Annotated in this window: 19 protein-coding genes; 12 read left to right on the forward strand and 7 right to left on the reverse strand. The window is 38.4% G+C overall.

Annotated elements, in window-relative coordinates; genetic code table 11:
• From BUA16_RS05340 to trxB, 8 genes are all read left to right on the forward strand, one after another.
• On the forward strand, positions 1 to 858 hold the full coding sequence (locus BUA16_RS05340; protein ID WP_072763617.1) for a universal stress protein: 858 nt from the start codon (positions 1 to 3) through the stop codon (positions 856 to 858).
• A 169-nt stretch (positions 859 to 1,027) separates the two neighbouring features.
• Positions 1,028 to 1,876: a universal stress protein gene (locus BUA16_RS05345; RefSeq protein ID WP_072763618.1), complete on the forward strand. Its 849-nt coding sequence runs from the start codon at positions 1,028 to 1,030 to the stop codon at positions 1,874 to 1,876.
• 628 nt (positions 1,877 to 2,504) lie between these two features.
• The gene (locus BUA16_RS05350; protein ID WP_072763619.1) at positions 2,505 to 3,656 is read left to right on the forward strand and encodes a hypothetical protein; all 1,152 of its coding nucleotides are present in this window, start codon (positions 2,505 to 2,507) and stop codon (positions 3,654 to 3,656) included.
• 70 nt (positions 3,657 to 3,726) lie between these two features.
• The gene (locus BUA16_RS05355) at positions 3,727 to 5,352 is read left to right on the forward strand and encodes a BCCT family transporter (RefSeq protein ID WP_072763620.1); all 1,626 of its coding nucleotides are present in this window, start codon (positions 3,727 to 3,729) and stop codon (positions 5,350 to 5,352) included.
• An 8-nt stretch (positions 5,353 to 5,360) separates the two neighbouring features.
• Entirely contained in the window at positions 5,361 to 6,218 is an 858-nt protein-coding gene (locus tag BUA16_RS05360) for a universal stress protein (RefSeq protein ID WP_072763621.1), read from the forward strand.
• 277 nt (positions 6,219 to 6,495) lie between these two features.
• Positions 6,496 to 7,881, forward strand: a complete 1,386-nt coding sequence (locus tag BUA16_RS05365; RefSeq protein WP_072763622.1) for an MBL fold metallo-hydrolase RNA specificity domain-containing protein — start codon at positions 6,496 to 6,498, stop codon at positions 7,879 to 7,881.
• A gap of 57 nt (positions 7,882 to 7,938) precedes the next feature.
• Entirely contained in the window at positions 7,939 to 8,361 is a 423-nt protein-coding gene (locus tag BUA16_RS05370; RefSeq protein ID WP_072763623.1) for a hypothetical protein, read from the forward strand.
• A gap of 420 nt (positions 8,362 to 8,781) precedes the next feature.
• Positions 8,782 to 9,747, forward strand: coding sequence for a thioredoxin-disulfide reductase (gene trxB / locus BUA16_RS05375; RefSeq protein WP_072763624.1), 966 nt, complete (start codon positions 8,782 to 8,784; stop codon positions 9,745 to 9,747).
• A gap of 81 nt (positions 9,748 to 9,828) precedes the next feature.
• Here trxB and BUA16_RS05380 read toward each other — a convergent pair whose 3' ends face one another.
• The 7 genes from BUA16_RS05380 to BUA16_RS05410 all read right to left on the reverse strand — a co-directional run bounded on the left by BUA16_RS05380 (position 9,829) and on the right by BUA16_RS05410 (position 16,114).
• Positions 9,829 to 10,275 (reverse strand): hypothetical protein, encoded by a 447-nt coding sequence (locus BUA16_RS05380; RefSeq protein ID WP_072763625.1) that lies wholly within the window; start codon positions 10,273 to 10,275, stop codon positions 9,829 to 9,831.
• A 123-nt stretch (positions 10,276 to 10,398) separates the two neighbouring features.
• Complete coding sequence (locus tag BUA16_RS05385; RefSeq protein WP_072763626.1) at positions 10,399 to 11,451, reverse strand: PLP-dependent aminotransferase family protein; 1,053 nt, start codon at positions 11,449 to 11,451, stop codon at positions 10,399 to 10,401.
• Positions 11,451 to 12,461, reverse strand: coding sequence for a dipeptide epimerase (locus tag BUA16_RS05390; protein ID WP_072763627.1), 1,011 nt, complete (start codon positions 12,459 to 12,461; stop codon positions 11,451 to 11,453). Before BUA16_RS05390 ends, BUA16_RS05385 begins: the two co-directional genes overlap by 1 nt.
• 123 nt (positions 12,462 to 12,584) lie before the next feature.
• Entirely contained in the window at positions 12,585 to 13,310 is a 726-nt protein-coding gene (locus BUA16_RS05395) for a head GIN domain-containing protein (RefSeq protein ID WP_072763628.1), read from the reverse strand.
• 102 nt (positions 13,311 to 13,412) lie between these two features.
• Positions 13,413 to 15,128: a PspC domain-containing protein gene (locus BUA16_RS05400; protein WP_072763629.1), complete on the reverse strand. Its 1,716-nt coding sequence runs from the start codon at positions 15,126 to 15,128 to the stop codon at positions 13,413 to 13,415.
• Positions 15,125 to 15,466, reverse strand: a complete 342-nt coding sequence (locus tag BUA16_RS05405) for a PadR family transcriptional regulator (RefSeq protein ID WP_072763630.1) — start codon at positions 15,464 to 15,466, stop codon at positions 15,125 to 15,127. The genes BUA16_RS05400 and BUA16_RS05405 overlap by 4 nt, the downstream gene beginning before the upstream one ends.
• 165 nt (positions 15,467 to 15,631) lie before the next feature.
• On the reverse strand, positions 15,632 to 16,114 hold the full coding sequence (locus BUA16_RS05410) for a DUF4870 domain-containing protein (RefSeq protein WP_072763631.1): 483 nt from the start codon (positions 16,112 to 16,114) through the stop codon (positions 15,632 to 15,634).
• A 134-nt stretch (positions 16,115 to 16,248) separates the two neighbouring features.
• Between BUA16_RS05410 and BUA16_RS05415 the strand changes: the two genes are divergently transcribed.
• From BUA16_RS05415 to nudK, 4 genes are all read left to right on the forward strand, one after another.
• Positions 16,249 to 16,704 carry a DUF4442 domain-containing protein gene (locus tag BUA16_RS05415; RefSeq protein ID WP_072763632.1) on the forward strand — a complete coding sequence of 152 codons (456 nt, stop codon included), beginning with the start codon at positions 16,249 to 16,251 and terminating at the stop codon, positions 16,702 to 16,704.
• 332 nt (positions 16,705 to 17,036) lie between these two features.
• Positions 17,037 to 17,831 (forward strand): TIGR00266 family protein, encoded by a 795-nt coding sequence (locus tag BUA16_RS05420; RefSeq protein ID WP_072763633.1) that lies wholly within the window; start codon positions 17,037 to 17,039, stop codon positions 17,829 to 17,831.
• A gap of 70 nt (positions 17,832 to 17,901) precedes the next feature.
• Positions 17,902 to 18,555, forward strand: coding sequence for a DUF2461 domain-containing protein (locus tag BUA16_RS05425; protein WP_072763801.1), 654 nt, complete (start codon positions 17,902 to 17,904; stop codon positions 18,553 to 18,555).
• Positions 18,556 to 18,699: 144 nt separating this feature from the next.
• Positions 18,700 to 19,290, forward strand: coding sequence for a GDP-mannose pyrophosphatase NudK (gene nudK, locus BUA16_RS05430; RefSeq protein WP_072763634.1), 591 nt, complete (start codon positions 18,700 to 18,702; stop codon positions 19,288 to 19,290).
• Position 19,291 lies beyond the last annotated feature (1 nt).

The raw sequence follows: 19,291 nt of genomic DNA on the forward strand, positions 1-19,291 counted from the left end.
ATGAAGCGCATTCTGATACCTACCGATTTTTCTGAAAATAGTTATAAGGCAATAGCGTATGCTTTACAGTTGTTAAAATCTAAAAGCTGCACCTTTCACTTGTTAAATACTTATACCCCTGCAATATATCAGGCCGAGTATTTATTGCACAGTCCGGCGCAAATAGGATTGGGCGATATTTACCAGACAAATTCGGAGACCCAATTGAAGGAGCTAAAAATTAAGCTCACTACCGAATTTAAGAATCCACTGCATGAGTTTGTGACCCATACCGCCTTTAATGTATTAGTGGACGCAATAGATGAATTGGTGAGTAATGAAAGTATAGACCTTGTTGTGATGGGGACACAGGGTGCAACAGGTGCCAAGGAAATATTCCTGGGAAGCAATACCGTACACCTGCTTAAACGCGCTAAATATCCTGTTTTGGCCGTTCCTAACAACTACGAGTTTAGGGTTCCAAAAAAGATTTTATTTCCCACAGATTATGAGATAAATTATAATACAGCCCTCTTAAAAGAGGTGCTCTATTTGGCAGATATTCATAAGGCAAAGATAAAGGTGATGCATATATCACAAAATTACGAGCTCAGTACGGAACAACAAAAAAACAAAAGTAAATTAACCGAACTTCTTTCGGGGGTTGTACATCAATTTCACGACCTGCCAGATCAAGGAATAATTGAAGGTATCAATAGCTTTCAGCAAACTCATGAAACAGATGTTTTGGTCATGGTTAAAAACAAACATAGTTTTTTAGAAAATCTTTTTCTTAAACCCGTCATCAACCAAATAGGGTTTCATACTAACATCCCCTTCTTGGTGTTGCCATATAACTTGCTTCAGGAAGCTAAATGATCTTGGTAGAAACTAAATCCTGTGAATATGAAATGTTTTAGAGGTTGTTGTGATAGGTATTGGTGTTTACTCCAGTACACGATGGTTTCTGCCCATTGTAAAAAGATTATGGCATGGTTTTACAGAGTCATGGAATTTACATTTATCAGAGAAGTTAAAGGATTGAAATATGGATAAAAGAATTTTATTGCCGACAGATTTTTCAAGGAATTCTTTGAATGCCATTATATATGCATTGGAATTTTTTCAGGATCAAAAATGTCATTTTTATATTTTGAACGCCTATTTGGTAAACGGATATTCCATAGACGACTTTAGGGTGCCCGTTCCCGGAAACAAGGCCCATCAAGCAGCCCATACTGCCTCTCAAGAGAACCTTCAAAAGGTTCTGGAAAAACTAAAACTCCACCAAAACGTACGCAATCATACCTTTCATACTATTTCAACGAACAATTCCCTGTGCTATGGTATTAAAAATATAATCACTAAAAAAAATATCGATTTGGTGATCATGGGTACCAAAGGGGCAACAGGGGCAAAAACTGTAATATACGGCACCAATACGGTGGCAATTATGGAAGAGATCACTGAATGTCCGGTAATGTCGGTTCCAGAAGAATTCAAATTTTCTCCGCCCAAGGAAATTGTTTTTACCACTAATTACAAAGCGAATTTTAAACGAAGAGAATTACTCCGCTTAATAGAGATCGCAAAAATACATCACACTCCAATAAGGGCGTTACATATAAGGGAGGGCCTCGAGCTTAGTTCCTTGCAGCAAAATAACAAGGAATTACTCGAAGGTGTTTTAGAGTCTTTAGAGCATAGTTTTCATCATCTTTCGCCAATGAACCTCCATAAGGGAATAGGGGCTTTTATTGAAAGTAGGGGGAGCGATATAGTAGCCTTTCTAAATAAAAAGCATCATTATTTCAAAAGTATTTTTACCAACCCCTTGGTAAAGGAAATAGGTTACCATGCGGTCATTCCGGTCCTAGTGCTGAACGATTATACCTAAGAGTATACAGGGCGCTGTTCTAATATCTAGAACGATAAAGCCGCAGAAATTCCCTTAAATACGAGGCTTTTAATTAAAAAGGAACAGCATTATAACAATTTTAAAACGATCAAAGTGTACCATTAAACTGGTGGTTTCCTATATTAAGTATTCAAAAACGTATTATAATTAATCATAATAAGTACCTTTGCATCCTATATGTTGACGGTCCAAGACTGTCTTAGTTGTCTGCACCGGATAATTAGTCCATATAAATACATATTGAAGAGGCTTACTGTTTACGGACCTAGAGAAAGCAAAAATTTCAGGGCCAGTAGCATAATATGCAGTCCACCTTATGTTTCTTTCAGTAGCAATAAAATTATTGGCCAACGCGAGAGGAAGACTGAATAGTTTTTTTGGCAGCAACCGAAAGAATATAGTAAAGAGGGTTATTTTTTGTTATAGGAACAGTTTTTAGGGTTGATAAAGTCTCTTTCTCGAACTTAAGGTTCTACCCTAATGATGCGGATATTCACCCGTATATTATACTTTTTTTAATTAGTTAGGGCCCTAAAATATTTTATAAATATCTGAAATTTTTGCTTCCATAACAATTATTAGTTTATACAATTTTTAAAATCACTTAATGATAGAGAAAAACACTCATTTACCATTCCCAAAACCTTTTTGCCTTGCATTCCTTGTCTTGTTAATGGTGCTTCCTGTTTTTGCCCAGGAGACACCAGAACTAAAAATTGGCGGAGCCTTGCGGTTCAATTATAATTTATCCTCCTGGAAAGAAGGTCAGAAAAAGCGTGGCGGAGATTTTGGATACGATATGTTTAGAATAAATGCCGAAGCTGCCTATAAAGGGATATTTCTGAATGCCGAATACAGATTGTATTCTGAAGGTTTTGGAGGTGGATTCTTAAAGCAGGGGTGGGTAGGGTATAATTTTAACGAACAAGATAAAATTCATATTGGATTGACCCAGGTTCCTTTTGGAATTCAACAATACAACTCTCACAATTGGTTTTTTAATTTGTCATATTACGTAGGGATGGAAGATGACCATGATATGGGGGTGAAATACTTGCATTCAGGAGAAAAAATTGAATATCAATTGGCCTTTTTTAAAAATGCGGAGGAATTGAGATTTGGAAACAATACCGAAACCTCTCCGAACAGATATTCTTATGACATCACTGGTCGAAACAAAGAAGTAAATCAAATCAACGGAAAAATTGTTTATAAATTTGGAAAGGAAGCTGCCCATAGGTTGGGGGTTTCCCTAGAATATGGGGGTCTTTATAATCTTGACACCGAAGAAATGGGCGATCACGCTGCATTTGCCGCCCATTACGAAATAACCAAAGGGAAATGGAACGGAAAAGCACAATTTATAACAGCCTCTCATAACCCGGAGAATGCGCAGGGGGAATCCCGGGATGTAGTGGCGATGGCTGCCTATGGAGCGCCTTATGAGGTTGCTTCCGATTTTAAAATGTATTCTTTGGGAATCTCCCGAAATGTTCCGGTAACATGGGGACCTGTTTCCAATGTGCAATTTTATAATGATTTTGGTTATATGCAAAAAGAAGCCCTCGGGTTTACTGATTCTTACATGAATGTAACCGGAGTATTGGTCTCTGCTGGAAGTGTGTATATGTATATTGATTATGCTGCGGGATACAATCATTCTTGGTTAGGTGGGAATTTTGTAGACGATTTCTCCAAAGGGAATCCGGATGCCAAATGGGAAGCACGGTTTAACATCAACATTGGCTACTATTTTTAACATTTTCACAAAGTACAGAGGGAGGAAAACTCTTATAGAAATATAATTACATTACAAAACAAAATAATTTATGGCTAAGAAGATTATAAGAAGTGATGAGAGAAAACCAATTTTCGGACTGGAGGTGAATGGCCCTGTGTTCTTTACATCGGCTATTACCATTATCATCATCATAACATTAACCCTGATGTTTAAAGAAAGGGCAGAACAATATTTTACCGCAATCCAGGGTTTTGTCTCTAAGAATGCCGGTTGGTTTTTTATATTGAGTATAAATATTTTTCTAATATTTATGATTTATCTGGCCTTCAGTAAATTTGGACAGTTAAGGATTGGAGGACAAAGTGTGAAACCCGAATTTAAAACTATTTCCTGGTTCGCAATGCTATTTAGTGCGGGGATGGGAATTGGACTGTTGTTTTGGAGTATTTCAGAACCAATTTATCATTTTTTGAGTCCACCAATGGCAGAAGGCGGAACCGCCGAAGCAGCCAAGGAAGCCATGAAATTTACCTTTTTACACTGGGGGTTTCACGCCTGGGCAGTGTATGCATTGGTCGGATTGTCCCTAGCGTATTTCACGTATTCTCGTGGACTCCCCCTTACCATTAGATCGGTCTTTTATCCTTTTTTAGGAGATAAAATTTACGGAAAAATTGGAGATGCCATAGACATTTTTGCAGTGCTCGCCACTCTATTTGGCCTTGCCACTTCTTTAGGAATGGGGGTTCAACAAATTGCGGCCGGATTAAATCACCTCTTTGGAGTGGATAGCGGTGTACAAACTCAAATTATGCTAATTGCGGGAATTACCTTAGTTGCTACCATCTCGGTTGTTTTGGGAGTAGATAAAGGTGTGAGGATATTGAGTGAATGGAATATGAGAATAGCAGTGTTATTTCTTTTGATAGTATTAATATTGGGGCCAACGATCTTTATATTTAAATCCTTTGTACAAAATACAGGGAATTATTTAGCTGGTTTTCTGGAAGTTGCAACCTGGACAGAAAGTTTCACAGGGTCCAATTGGCAAAATACATGGACTCTTTTTTACTGGGGATGGTGGATTGCCTGGTCTCCTTTTGTAGGAATGTTTATTGCCCGTATTTCTAAAGGACGTACTGTGCGTGAGTTTATTTTGGGAGTTTTAATAGTGCCTGCAATTGTAACCTTTTTTTGGATCTCAGCTTTTGGAAGCACAGCGATACATCAGGCACTTCTTGGAGATGATACTATTATAAATGCCGTAAACGATAATGTTGCCACCGCTCTGTTTGTGTTTTTGGAAGATTATCCTTTTGCCTTTATTCTAAATATTATTGCCGTAATTTTAATTGCAGGATTCTTTATTACCTCTTCGGATTCCGGATCTTTGGTGGTAGATAATTTAACCTCAGGAGGTAAAATAGATGCGCCGGTAGGACAAAGGATTTTTTGGGCCATTGCGGAAGGTAGTATTGCTGCGGTTCTTTTGATTGGAGGTGGATTGCAAGCACTGCAAACTGCCACTATAGTAACAGGACTGCCCTTTGCGGTGATATTATTAATTATGTGTTTTTCATTATTTAAGGGATTAAGCGAAGACCTGAAAAAATTGAAAAAGCGGGAATCCCAAAAAGAACTTGAAAATTATGAGGAAATCGTTTCTGCCATCGTAAAAAAACGAAATATTAATCAGCAAAACAATATTAAATAATTCTACTAATGACTGATATAAAAAACATCCTGGTCGCCTTAGACCTCTCAGATATTGATACGACTTTAATTGAGTATGCATCATTCATTGCCGATGCCTTGAAGGTTGAGAAAGTGTACTTTGTTCATAATATCAAAAAATATGAGATTTCAGAATTATTTGATGAACAGTTAAAGGATATTAATCTTGACGAAATAATAGGGGATGAGTTGAATGAAAAGGTAGAAGAAAAATTTACGTCTTCGGCAGAATGGGAAGTCCTTATTTCAGAAGATCCTTATTCCGAATCTCTTATCAATTATATTGTCAATAAATATCAGGTACAGCTTGCTATCATCGGAAATAAAAACAGGTCAAAAGGTACTGGAGTGGTTAGTGGAAAATTACTGCGACTTTTAAAGTGCAATATTCTGTCTGTCCCTAAAAATGCGGAAGCTGTTATTACCAATATTTGGGCAGGAACAGATTTTTCAAGTGCTTCCAGAAAGGTTTTTGGAGTGGCTGAAAGTTTACAGAGAGCCACAGCGGCAAAAGTAAAGGCCGTGCACGTATTCAATGTGCCCGTTCAATTTTCTCCTTACATTCCAAAAGAACATCTCGATCTGAAAATAGAAGATCATTTAAAGGGGAAATATGAGAAATTCATCAAAAAAATCGGATATGAAGGCGACTTAACTTCAGAGATTATTCCAGGAAGAGATAGCGGAGTTGCAGAAAAACTGCGTATCAAAGCTCAAACTTCCAGGGTAGATCTTATTATTGTTGGCGACAAAGGAAGAAACACCTTCTCTTCCTTACTTGTAGGAAGTGTGACCGAGGAGCTTTTTAATCAGGACTTGGATGTTCCTTTATGGATCGTAAAGTAGAACATTAAATCTTGAGAAAAACAATAGGAATCCGTTTTTGATCGGACGGTGGCACTTCCGAAAGGTTGTATGGTCCATATTTTTACGGACCAATAAATCACATTATAGCCGCGAAAAAACTAAATTAGGGGCTTAAGGAATATTTACAAAAAGGTGAATGTTTTTTAAGTTCCTTAATTATAGTAATTTATCTTCTTTTTCTTACCTTTAATTACACGGGTCCTGTCCCCTTACCCAGTTTAGCGATTATTCCTATTACGAATTAAAATATTCTGATATGCAAACTGTAAAACTTCATTTCTTAGGTGCCTCGGGCACTGTAACAGGATCTAAATACTACCTAGAAACATCTGAATGTAATATCATGATCGATTGTGGGATGTTTCAAGGATTAAAGGAATTGCGTGAACTGAATTGGAAGCCGCTGCCTATAGATGCTTCAAACATAGATATAGTGCTGCTAACCCATGGGCATTTTGATCATATCGGGTATTTGCCAAGATTGTTAAAAGAGGGGTATAATGGTAAAATAATAGGAACCGAACCTACCTTGGCCATTACAGAAATTGTATTATTGGATAGTGCTAAGATTCAGGAAGAAGCAGCAGAAAGGGATAACGAGGATGCCTTAAGTGTACATCAACCCGCACTGCCTTTTTATAGCATAGAAGAGGCCGCGGTGACGTGTAAAAAATTTCAGGCTGAAAAAAGGGATATTTGGCATTCCCTATCTACAAATATAAAGTTCAGGTATCGTTATAACGCTCATATATTGGGGGCCACCTTTATTGAAATGGAGGTCTTTGGGAAACAGTTTGTGTTTTCCGGAGATATCGGACGGCCGCTAGATTATTTATTAGATGCTCCAGAGCGCCCCCGTTGGGCAGATTATATATTGTTGGAAAGTACCTATGGCAACAAATTACATCCCAAAGAAAATGTAGAGGAAGCCTTAACAGCACTGGTCAATAAAACTATTCTGGAAAAAGGAACTTTAATAATACCCTCCTTTGCCGTAGAACGCCTTCAATCTTTAATGTATATTTTTTGGAAACTTTACAAAAAAAACAAAATTGCCGATATCCCTATATTTATAGATAGTCCAATGGGAAACAATGTACTGTCGGTTTTCGAGGCTTTTCCGAAATGGCACAAACTAAGCCATGTAGAATACCTTGCCATGAGAGATCATTTTAATATTGTAACTTCCTATCGAGAGACCTGGGAGACCATTGACGATCCTAGGCCAAAAGTGGTAATAGCAGGTAGCGGGATGGTTACCGGAGGAAGGGTGTTAGCCTATCTCCAACAACTTGTAGATCTAACGACAACCACGGTATTATTGGTAGGGTACCAGGCCGAAGGTACAAGAGGAAGACAACTACTAGAAGGTGCCCATGAACTAAAGCTCTTTGGGAAGTACTATCCGGTTAAAGCTAAGATCGAACATTTTGAAAGCCTCTCTGCTCATGCCGATCAGGAAGAATTGCTACATTGGCTAAAGGATATTAAAAATATTCCGGAAATGGTTTTTTTGGTTCATGGAGAACCCTTGGCATTAGATGCGTTTAGGGTGAAAATAAAAGATAGTTTGGGATGGCTGGTCAAGGTGCCAAAACTTTATGAAACGGTTGAAATATTAATTGACGCAAAAACTGATTAATATCATAGCATTGGGGCATTCTGTACGATAGATTTGTGGTCAATTAAGGGATCAAAGATGAAAAAGAGCTTTAATATAACAGATCAGAATAAAAAACTGGAGGTATTATACCGCGACACCCAAAAATGGAAATCAAATCTGAAATTTTTGGAAGATGAGGCGCAGTTTATTACCCAACTATTAAATTCTTATGTGTTTGAGCCCAATACACCCAACCTGTTTGAACGATTGCAGGGCTATGGGAGTCGAATGACAACTGTGTCCCAACAAAAGAATGTTCTAAACGAACAGATAGCGAACCATGAAAAAAGCTTGGGAGGCATGTTGGAATGTAAGGACGAAACCTGTGATTTTACCTATTATAATAAACATGAAGAACTGCAAAAAGAGGTAGACCGTTGTTTAAATGGTTTTAAGGAAGTTAAAGCCGAAATTTTTAATTACGCAGGGGGAATTTTAAAGAACCGAAAAGAAAATTGAGACCTTTTAAGAGGGACGTGGAACCTACATTATACCAGCAACGAGTGTAGCATTACATAATGACGTCCTTGGGCTGATGCTATTGCCCCGTAACACTTCAAGGATAATTCCTTTATAGGAATTCTGAACAATCTCCAAGATTTATGCCTATTATAAAAAGCTATTGCCTTTATTAAAAAAAGGAGGTAACTTTCGAAATTAATTTAAGGAGGAATGCTTTCCCTAAAATAGCATAAATATGGTCCTTTAGATAATAAAAAGATGGTACCTAGACTCCTATATAGATTGGATTATAGAAAAATAGTAAGATTGGATTTTGATGTTCCCTATGCTATTATAATAACTTTTTATAACTTTTGAACTAAGATTTTTATGGAAACACCTACTTTTGCCATATAACATGTATTGAAGATTTTGATTATGACAGAAAAAATAGAACGTTTAAAAACGCTGATTATAGGTTCGGGACCTGCAGGTTATACTGCGGCAATATATGCAGCAAGGGCAGATTTAAAACCTGTTCTATATACCGGAATGGAACCTGGTGGACAATTGACGACAACTACGGAGGTAGATAATTTTCCAGGATACCCAGAAGGAATAGACGGACCAACGATGATGGTGCAATTACAGCAACAGGCAGAAAGATTTGGTACCGAAGTTCGAATTGGAATGGCTACAGCTGTCGAATTTAGTGATGAGGTTGGAGGCATTCATAAAATAACTATCGACGACAGCAAGGTTATAGAAGCAGAAACGGTGATCATTTCAACCGGAGCTACTGCAAAATATTTAGGGATTCCTAGTGAACAAAAACTAAGAGGAGGCGGTGTATCTGCATGTGCCGTATGTGATGGATTCTTTTACAAAGGACAAGACGTAGCTATTGTAGGTGCCGGTGATACCGCAGCCGAAGAAGCTTCTTATTTGGCAAATATTTGTAAGAAAGTAACCATGTTGGTGAGAAAGGATCATATGCGAGCCTCAAAAGCGATGCAGCATAGGGTTGAAAGTCTCGATAATATTGAAATCCGTTACAACACTGAAGTAGACACCGTATTAGGAGATCAAGTGGTAGAAGGCTTAAGAATGGTCAATAATGTTACCGGAGAAAAAGAAGATATTTCTATTACCGGATTATTTATCGCTATTGGACATAAACCCAATACCGATATCTTTAAAGGGCAATTGGAAATGGACGAAACCGGGTATATTGTTACTAAAGGGAAATCGACCAAAACAAGTAAACCTGGTGTTTTTGCTAGTGGAGATGTTCAGGATAAAGAATACAGACAGGCTATTACGGCTGCCGGAACAGGATGTATGGCGGCATTGGATGCTGAACGTTATTTAGCTACTGTAGAGTCTGCAGAAGAAGTTTCTTAAAGCATAAATGATACCATATAAAAAACAAAAACCGCTCCTAAAGTTGAGCGGTTTTTGTTTTTTATAAAGAAGTTATATCTCTTATTTGATTCGAACATAATTCTCAGAGAAGGTTCTGTTTCCTTCCTCATCGACCGTAATTTGACTGTAGTTGTCCTTGTTCAGTACTAGTTCAAACTTAAATTCCCTTAAATCCCCTGCAATTTTCACCATGGTGGCAGACATGTATTCAATATTTTCGGTTAGGGAGTTTTCTGTGGTCGAATAGCTACCATAACCAAACCATTCCGAAGAATCTTTAGGGACATATCGGGTCCACATAACTTTTCCGTTATAATACATTTTGATTTGCCGATAACCATCCGTAGTAGGAATGGTTTTAACAATTTCGTTACCATCGTAATTGTTAAAGCTAACAAGTTCCCAAGTACCTTCTAAGGAGTGTTCGTTTTGTAGTTTTGGAGATGTAAAATTAGTTGCTGAAACTAAAAATAACACCATAAAAACCAATCCAAGTAGTTTTTTCATGGGGTAAGGTTTTAGTGATATATAATATCATGATTACCACAAAAAGTTACAAAATAAATTAGACAAAACCCATAAAAATGAAAAAAATATATTATTAATATTGATTCTTAAGAATAATTTAATTTATCGAGAAAAAAAAGTTTGAAGTAACTGTGAAAGTCTTTCAATATCCTTTTTAGTGTGTTGGGCGTTGATAACAATTCTGCTCTTCATCTCGGCCGACGCATCGGGGTAGTGAAAATTGGTTACCAACACCTTGTTCTTTTCCAGATATTCGGATAGGGAAGGGTTTTTAAAACTAAATGCCGGATGATATGGCATACTGGTAAAATGGACGTTTTTACCTAATTTTAGCTTAAACAATGCAATATTCTTTTGTAGTGCGGTCCTTTTTTTATGGCATATCGCAGTGCTTTTCATTAGGGTAGCCATAGCTGCCGGGGCAGGCGGACTGGCACCTCCAAAAAAAGGGGTGTTTGTAAACTGGTCGATTCTTGTTTTTGTGCCAAAAATGGCACCGGCCTGTATACCTAAACTTTTTCCTAAAGAACAACATACGATAAGTTCCTTTGGTGCTAGGCTCAATAAGTAGCGATACATAGAACCTCCTTGAGTGCCCAAAATTCCAATTCCATGTGAGTCGTCGGCAATGAGGATGACCTTGTCTAAGGGAAGCGATTTTAAGCCTTCAAAAGCGGGGTAATGAGTACCCGAAAATTCTACGGTATCCAATAAAACTAAAGGAATGATATGTGGCTTATGGGCCAAATGTTCCCTTAAGGCAATATCAAGGCTTGCAAAGGTAGTATAGGAGCAGACATTGCTTTTAGACAGAGAAGCATGGGTATTTGGGGCATAAAAGAATTCATACGAGGGCTTGTCAAAATACTGAACCACCATTTGTCCGCTTAAGTAGCCCGAAGAAAGCGTGGTACAGGCCTCGCTCCCCACTAGGTCGCACAGAAAGTTTTCTGCTTGTTCATATACCGAAAATCGGATGTTCGAATTCCTCGAAGCTCCATAATGCGTACCGTATTTTTTTATATTGGCTATATGCAGGTCTTGAAATTCATCATCGCCCTGAAGGCCTAGATAGGAAGTGCCTCCAAAATATAAAAACTCCTGTTGCCCCAGTACAATGGTTCTGCCCGGAAACTCGTCAATATAATATGCCATTATCGCATCTTTATTCCGCTTCCCCCCAGGGTCGGAAATACAATATTTCCGTTTTGTTCTATAATAACCCCGTGGGCTATATCTTCCTTAAGAAGCATGGCACCATCCATATCAACGTAATCTAATTGCGGAATAAGCTGGGCAATGGCAGAGATGCCAACGCTAGATTCCGTCATACAGCCTACCATAACTTTAATGCCCATGGCTTTGGCCTCGGCGATCATGCGTCGGGCAGGAGTGAGTCCACCACATTTGGTCAATTTTATATTGATCCCGTTAAAATGAAGTCCACATTGCGGTACATCGGATTCAACAATACAACTTTCATCGGCTATAACAGGGAGTACACAATGTTGCTGTACTTTTTTCATGCCTTCCCAATCATCGGCCTTTAAAGGTTGCTCAATAAATTCGACCCCTAGCTTTTGTAAGATCGGAGCATTGGCAATTGTTTCTTCAGCAGTCCATGCACAATTGGCATCGACTCGAAAAATAGCATTGGTATGCTTGCGCAATTCTCTTACAATTTCGACATCATCCTTAGTGCCCAATTTTATTTTGTAGATAGGCCAAGGAGTTTCCTTCATTTTCTCGACCATTTTAGGTATAGAGTCTATGCCTATTGTATAATTAGTAATGGGGTAGGTGCTGTTGTCTGTTTGCCAAATGTCATACAAAGGTTTGTTCAATAGTTTTCCGTATAAATCATTGGCCGCAAGGTCTAAGGCACAAATAGCAAAATTGCTTAAGTTTTTAGACACCAAAAAGGCATGAAAAGTTTCGGGAAGGGTAAAATTGAAATTTTCAATTTCGTTTCTGACGGCCTCTATCTCGGCTTTCATATTGTCGAAAGTCATCTTGTAATAAGGATTTGCCGTGGCTTCGCCATAGCCGGTTTCCCCATCGCGAGAAAGGCCAACGATCATGGAGTCTTGAAAATCGTGGGATTCACGAGAAATACTAAAAGTGTGCTTTAAAGGAAGCACATACTTGGTGATACTTATTTTCATATGGATGGTTAAAGGACTAAGATAAACAAACAACAGCGCTTATAAAATGAAAACCCATTGAATTTTCAATGGGTTTTTTATATATTTTACTAGTTCCTTTTAGGCTCGTTAAGATACGGGATTTTAAAAATGGGATACACTGCCCGAACTCGTTTTGCGTTGTGTTAGTTGTGCCTTGCCGGTATAGGAAATATGGCCTCCGCTGCTGGCATCGGCTTCCAAGGAACTAGAAACGTTTATTTGTATGTTGGCACCGCTGCTAGCTTCGGCTTGACATATGTTGGACAGTAGGTTTTTGGCGTCTATAGAAGCGCCGCTGCTAGCTTTGGTATATAGGTTATTTACCTCGCCGCCCAAGGTTATGGAAGCGCCACTGCTAGTGCCTGCCTTTATGTCATCTGCCATTAGCTGCTCTATTTGAAGCCTGGAGCCACTACTGGCACTGAGTTTTACATTTTTGGCGGTAATGGTGTTTTTAGTGCGCATATTGGCGCCACTGGAGGTTTCCAAGGCAGTAATTTTCGGTAACATTACAAATACTTTTTTGGTAGCCTTTCCTATATTTTCCTGGGCGTGGATCCGTAGGGTCCCATTTTTAATGTCTGTACCAATAAGGTCTAACACGTTTTCATCGGCTTCTACTAAAATCTCGAAATCACTCCCTTGGGTGATAAAAACGTTTAATCCTTCTGAAGCCGTGACGGTTGTAAAGTTCTCCTGGACGGGGCGTCGCTCTTCGGTAATAATACCGTTCCCCTTTTTGCCTGCTCCAAAATTAAGATCAAAGCCGCAGGAGGAAATTAAAATAGCGATGATTAGGCTGATTAAAATTCGTGCTAATGTTGTCATGATGGTCGATTTTTGATTGATAAATGTAAACTCTATTTCTAAGAAAAATTAAATATCGATGATGGAATGTAGTATGTTGGGGACGAATAGTATGCCTTGTACCTAGTTCCCTGTCTTTATTTTTACACCGTTCTCGTCAATTTTCATTTTAAAAGAATCACCATTGTCCTTGATGTCAATGTCGATGCCTTCCTTGTTTATTAATATTTTATTGTTTTCCTTTTCATCGAGGTCCTTTTTTAGGGGACAGTTTACACATTCCAGGGATCCATTAGCTCCCATTTGCCACAGGTAATCCTCCATATTTAAAAAATCCATTTCACGATCTGTTTTTGTCCGATAACCCAATTTGTTTTTAGCCGATTTATCTAATCGTATTACGGTTTTCTTTGGAAGGTACAGAGTAACCCTTACGTCCTGTGACCTGATCTTATTTGCGGCGGCAGTAATAAAAAACCTATCCAAGATTAGTTTGTTGCCTTTTAGCTCATAATTATAGGCGATTTTGCTGGCTCTATCTTTGGCATCGTTAAAAGAGTGTCCGCTGGCGTCCTTGGTGATTTTGATATGTGCTTGTCCGTCTTCGGAAATCTTCAGGTTAAATCTTACTTCATCGTTAAACAACACCTTTTCCCCCTTATCGTTGTAAGCGACCCTCATTCCGTCAAAATCGTAATCTTCCTGATATTCATATAGGTCACTGCTTTTCATGGTAATTTGTAGAGTGTCCAAGGCAATATTGTAAGGTAGTATTTCCTTTGTGGTAGTACTTCCGGTATAGGCATGGGCGGTTGCTTGCTGTACACCAAGGACAACCAAAGTTACAATCGATAGGAACCATAGCCCTACTAAGGAGTACTTAGCGAGGCTTCCGATAGATTTAAGATTGTTGATCAAAACTTTCAACCCTAAATAAAGAAGGAAGAAAAACGGAATCCCGATCGCAAAAAAAGATAATAAGGATACCAGCCATATAGGGGTTCCGGTAGAATTTATCATATCGTAAAAGTCAATTCCCGGGATATGAATGACCTCTAGAACCCCCACGGTAAAAAGACCAATAAACAAACCCACTAATCCGGCTGCCCCAAGGATTATAAGAAAAATGCCAAAAACTTTTCCGATGATTTTAAATAGAAAGGTGATAATCTCTGTTAGGGCGTCAAAAAAATTTTTACTGCCTTTTTTAACTTTATTCCCTACTTGTTCATAATCTACATTTTTCACCTTTTCCGCAACATCGTCAAAGCCTTCCTTAACTTTTTTTTCAATAGTACTGATGTTAACGGTTTCACCGGTCATATCCAATTTTTGAGCCGTGGTAACCGCTTCAGGGACAAGGATCCATAATAAGGCATAGATAAATACAAATCCACCCCAACTAAAAATGGTCAATAGAATCCAGATAAGCCGTATCCAAAGGGCATCGATTCCAAAATAATGTCCTAAGCCTGCCGAAACACCCCCAATATACTTGGACTCTATGTCACGGTATAATTTTTTGATCTTAATGGGATTGGAAGTACTTTTGGGAAGATCTTCAAAGATATCTTCGTCTACCATATAATCTTCTGGTTGGCCCATAATATTGATGACTTCATCGACCTCTTTTAAGGTGATTACCTGTCTTTCATTTTCCATTTTCTCATGGAACAACTCTGCAATCCGAGCCTCTATATCAGCAATAATTTCATCGCTACCGCTAGTATTGGCAAAAGACCTTTTTATGGCCTCCAAATACCGCTGCAATTTGCTATAGGCTACTTCATCTATGTGAAAGAATAAATTGGCCAGATTTATATTTATTGTCTTGTTCATTTTTGGCTATTTTTTGTATTTGTAATTAGGTTCGTTGCATTTCTTAATTCGTCCCAGGTAGTGTCTAGTTCCTTTAGGAACATTTTTCCCGTTTCTGTGAGGGTATAGTATTTACGAGGTGGTCCCGAAGTGGATTCCTCCCAGCGATAATTAAGAAGTCCTGCATTTTTTAACCTTGTGAGCAAAGGGTATATAGTACCCTCGACAACAAGCATTTTAGCGTCTTTAAGAGTTTCTAGGACCTCAGAGGTATATTTGTCCTCTCCGTCTAAAATAGAGAGAATGCAATACTCCAAAACCCCTTTTCGCATTTGCGCCTTTGTGTTTTCAATGTTCATAGTGGCATGATTATAATAATTTAACTGTTCGTTTTTTTGAGCCTAACCCATTCAGTGGTGAAGCTCTAATTGATGATGGGCAATGGTTCCAACTTCAGGGAACGCATTAATTGATTTGATGAATAAACACTGGTTTTAAGTGTGATGAGCACTTTTATAAGTTGACTATTTTATAAAATTGATGGTTAAAGGGTATTTGAAATTTTCACCTTCGTTACTCCTGATAGTCGCTAAAATGGTATAAACAATATTTACTATTGACAGCATTATCTGCCCCAAAACAAGTATCGCAACGGGCCATATAAAAGTTGGGACATGAAAATTTTGACTATCCAGATGTATAGAGAAGTCCTCAAAATTCATTGGAGCAATAAAGTTGAAGTTTTCCCAAAGGAGGACTTCTGATAATATGCCGATAAAAAATGGTATCGTTAACATAGCTAAGACCAGGGAATATACCAAAAGACTAATTTGGAAATTTATGGCCTGTTTGCCCTGTTCGGCAACAAACTCATATGTCTTCTTGTTGGCAACCCAAAGTATCAATGGAACAATAATATTTCCAAACGGAAATAAATACTTTGAAAAAGTGGAGGCATGTATGATGGAGGCCAAATTTCTTTCGTGTTTATTTACTGTTGTTACCATGACATAATAGTTTCTTATGCAAATATATGTCTAAAAGAAGGTACTATGCAAAACAAAGTACTGTAAATTAACATAAAATTAACTTTTAGTCCTTCGGTTTTTTTCAATACTTTTAGAAAAAAATATCTGTTAATATGGCGGCAAACGCAAGTAAATTCAACACCTTTACCTTTTTTAAGCTTCCATCGGCATGGTGGTGTGGCGTACGGCTAAGGCATTTAGATGAACAGAAGGCAGTGGTAACGGTACGGCATAGATGGATTAATCAAAATCCGTTTAAATCTATGTTTTGGGCCGTTCAGGGGATGGCTGCAGAACTATCGACCGGAGCCTTGGTAATCAGTAGAATAAAAAGCAGCGGTAAAAATATATCTATGTTAGTAGCCAATAACAAGGCTTCTTTTACTAAAAAAGCTACCGGAAAAATTACATTTAGTTGTGAAGATGGACATCTTGTTCAAGAAATTGTAGAAAAGGCGGCAAAGACCGGTGAAGGGCAGACCTTGTGGATGACATCTGTGGGTAAAAATGAAGAGGGAGTTGTGGTTTCTACCTTTAATTTTGAATGGACCCTTAAAGTGAAGGAGTAAGATGAATTGTTAACTGCACAATACCATTTTGGAGAAAGTTGCTGCTGTGTTTAGGACAAAAGGGGGGGCTTGTAATTTGTAAAAGGGCTATTCCTAAAATGTATGATACGCAAATAAGTAGCATAGTTATTTGGTCTAGGAGCTGCGAATAAAGCCTGTATACCTGCAGAAATAAAAGATAAATAAATAGCTGAAAAATTATAGAAATTGCTTATTGCTTGTAACAAATTGTATTTTAGTTTTACTTATAGAGCGATTTTAGTTTAAAACGGACAGCGAACAGATTATTTCGTTTTACCGATTTTATAGTTTAACAAAATAACTTTAAGAAAATGAACGCACATGAAATAGATTACCGTATATACGGGGAAGAAATGCAATATGTAGAAATAGAACTGGACCCTCAAGAAGCGGTAGTCGCCGAGGCAGGTAGTTTTATGATGATGGATGCGGATATAAGAATGGAGACCATTTTCGGAGATGGATCGAATCAGGATAGTGGGGTCCTTGGAAAATTATTTTCTGCAGGGAAACGATTGCTTACCGGGGAAAGCTTATTTATGACGGCCTTTTTAAATGTTGGACATGGGAAAAAGCAGGTGAGCTTTGCCTCGCCTTATCCGGGGAAAATTATTCCCATAGACCTTGCGGAAAAACAAGGAAAATTTATTTGTCAAAAGGATGCCTTTTTATGTGCCGCGAAAGGAGTTTCCGTAGGTATAGAGTTTTCCCGTAAACTGGGGCGTGGACTTTTTGGGGGAGAAGGGTTTATTATGCAAAAGTTGGAAGGCGACGGAATGGCCTTTGTACATGCTGGAGGTACTATGGCTAAAAAGGTCTTGGGACCAGGCGAAGTATTAAAAGTGGATACGGGCTGTATTATAGGTTTTTCGCAGGAGGTAGACTATGATATCGAATTTGTAGGAGGTATTAAAAACACGGTTTTCGGTGGTGAAGGTTTGTTTTTTGCAACCCTGAGAGGGCCTGGAACAGTCTATATTCAATCCTTGCCATTTAGTAGGTTGGCTGGCAGGATAGTTGCTTCTATTCCAGGAGGAAAAAGCAAGGGTGAAGGAAGTGTATTAGGGGGATTGGGAAATCTTCTAGATGGGGATAACCGCTTTTAATAGAACAACTTATAACTTCTCCTCCCAGAAGGCGAGGGGAAGTTTTACACTAAAAGAACTTAATAGCAAAATGAACTTTAAAAATGTATTCGAATTTCTGGAGCAGTTAAATCAGAACAACTCCAAGGAATGGATGGATCAAAACCGAAAATGGTACCATGAGGTTCGCGATAGTTATATTTCTTGGCTCAATGGTTTGGATCTTAGTTTAGCGGCGATTGACGATGAATACTATCCCACTCCGGGAAAAAGAGGCATTAATAGAATTAACAATAACCTCATGTTCCATCCCAATAAACCCATTTATAAGGATCATTTTGGGGCCGGATTGGATAAGGAACCCAATAAGGGCGATTTTTACATAGAAATAGGACTAAAGCATTGTATGCTGGCAGGTGGCCTCTGGCGGCCAGATCCTAAGACATTAAAAAGTATTCGTGACGGCATAGATTATGATGGAGAAGAATTGATAAAGATCCTGAACAAACCAACTTTTAAGGCGGCCTTTGGTGGCTTGGTAGAAGACGAAAAATTAAAAAAGGCGCCCAAGGGTTTTAGCAATGGTCATCCACATATCGAATTGTTGCGGAATAAAACCTTTGCGGTAATGCACCCACTTGCCAAAAAAGAAGTGCTACAGGATGATTTTAATGATAGAATCATCGAAATATATAAAGAAATGCTCCCTTTTCGCCGCTACTTAAATAGGGCGGTGACGGTGTAATTGCAATGAAAACAGGTGTTTTCAGCACTTAGGTATCCTATAAAACAGCAATGATTTGAAATGGGCATGACCGAAAACTGGTCGCAAATACGAAATCAGCTATGCGTATTGCATCTGTCCGTTAAAAGCCAATAAACGTTTGCAATGAAAAACAACAAGGTAAGAAATATAAAAAAGGAACTCTTGTCCGACAATTGGTATACCTTGGAAAAGGTGACTTTTGAATATGAAAAGGAAGAAGGGGTATGGGAAGCTCAATCCCGTGAAGCCTATGATAGGGGCAATGGAGCCGCTATTCTTCTGTATAATCAAAACAAGGGAACCGTAATATTAACCAAGCAATTTAGGATGCCTACGTATTTAAACGGCAATGATTCTGGAATGATGATAGAGGTTTGTGCTGGCTTGTTAGATGGTGACCATCCGGAAGATTGTATCATAAAGGAGGTAGAAGAGGAAACCGGGTATAAAATAGAGACCGTAAAGAAAGTTTTCGAAGCTTATATGTCTCCTGGTGCTGTCACAGAAATGCTGTATTTTTTTATTGCTGGCTATGAAGATACGATGAGAGTAAGTGATGGTGGCGGAGCAGCGGACGAAACCGAAAATATAGAGGTGATAGAATGCTCCTTTGAAAGTGCATTGGAAATGGTAGCCTCGGGAGAAATTAAAGATGCCAAAACCATTATGTTATTGCAGTACGCAAAATTAAATAGGTTATGTTCCCTTGTTTGAT

The sequence above is a fragment of the Arenibacter nanhaiticus genome (assembly GCF_900141935.1).
In the GTDB taxonomy this organism is placed as follows: Bacteria; Bacteroidota; Bacteroidia; order Flavobacteriales; family Flavobacteriaceae; genus Arenibacter; species Arenibacter nanhaiticus.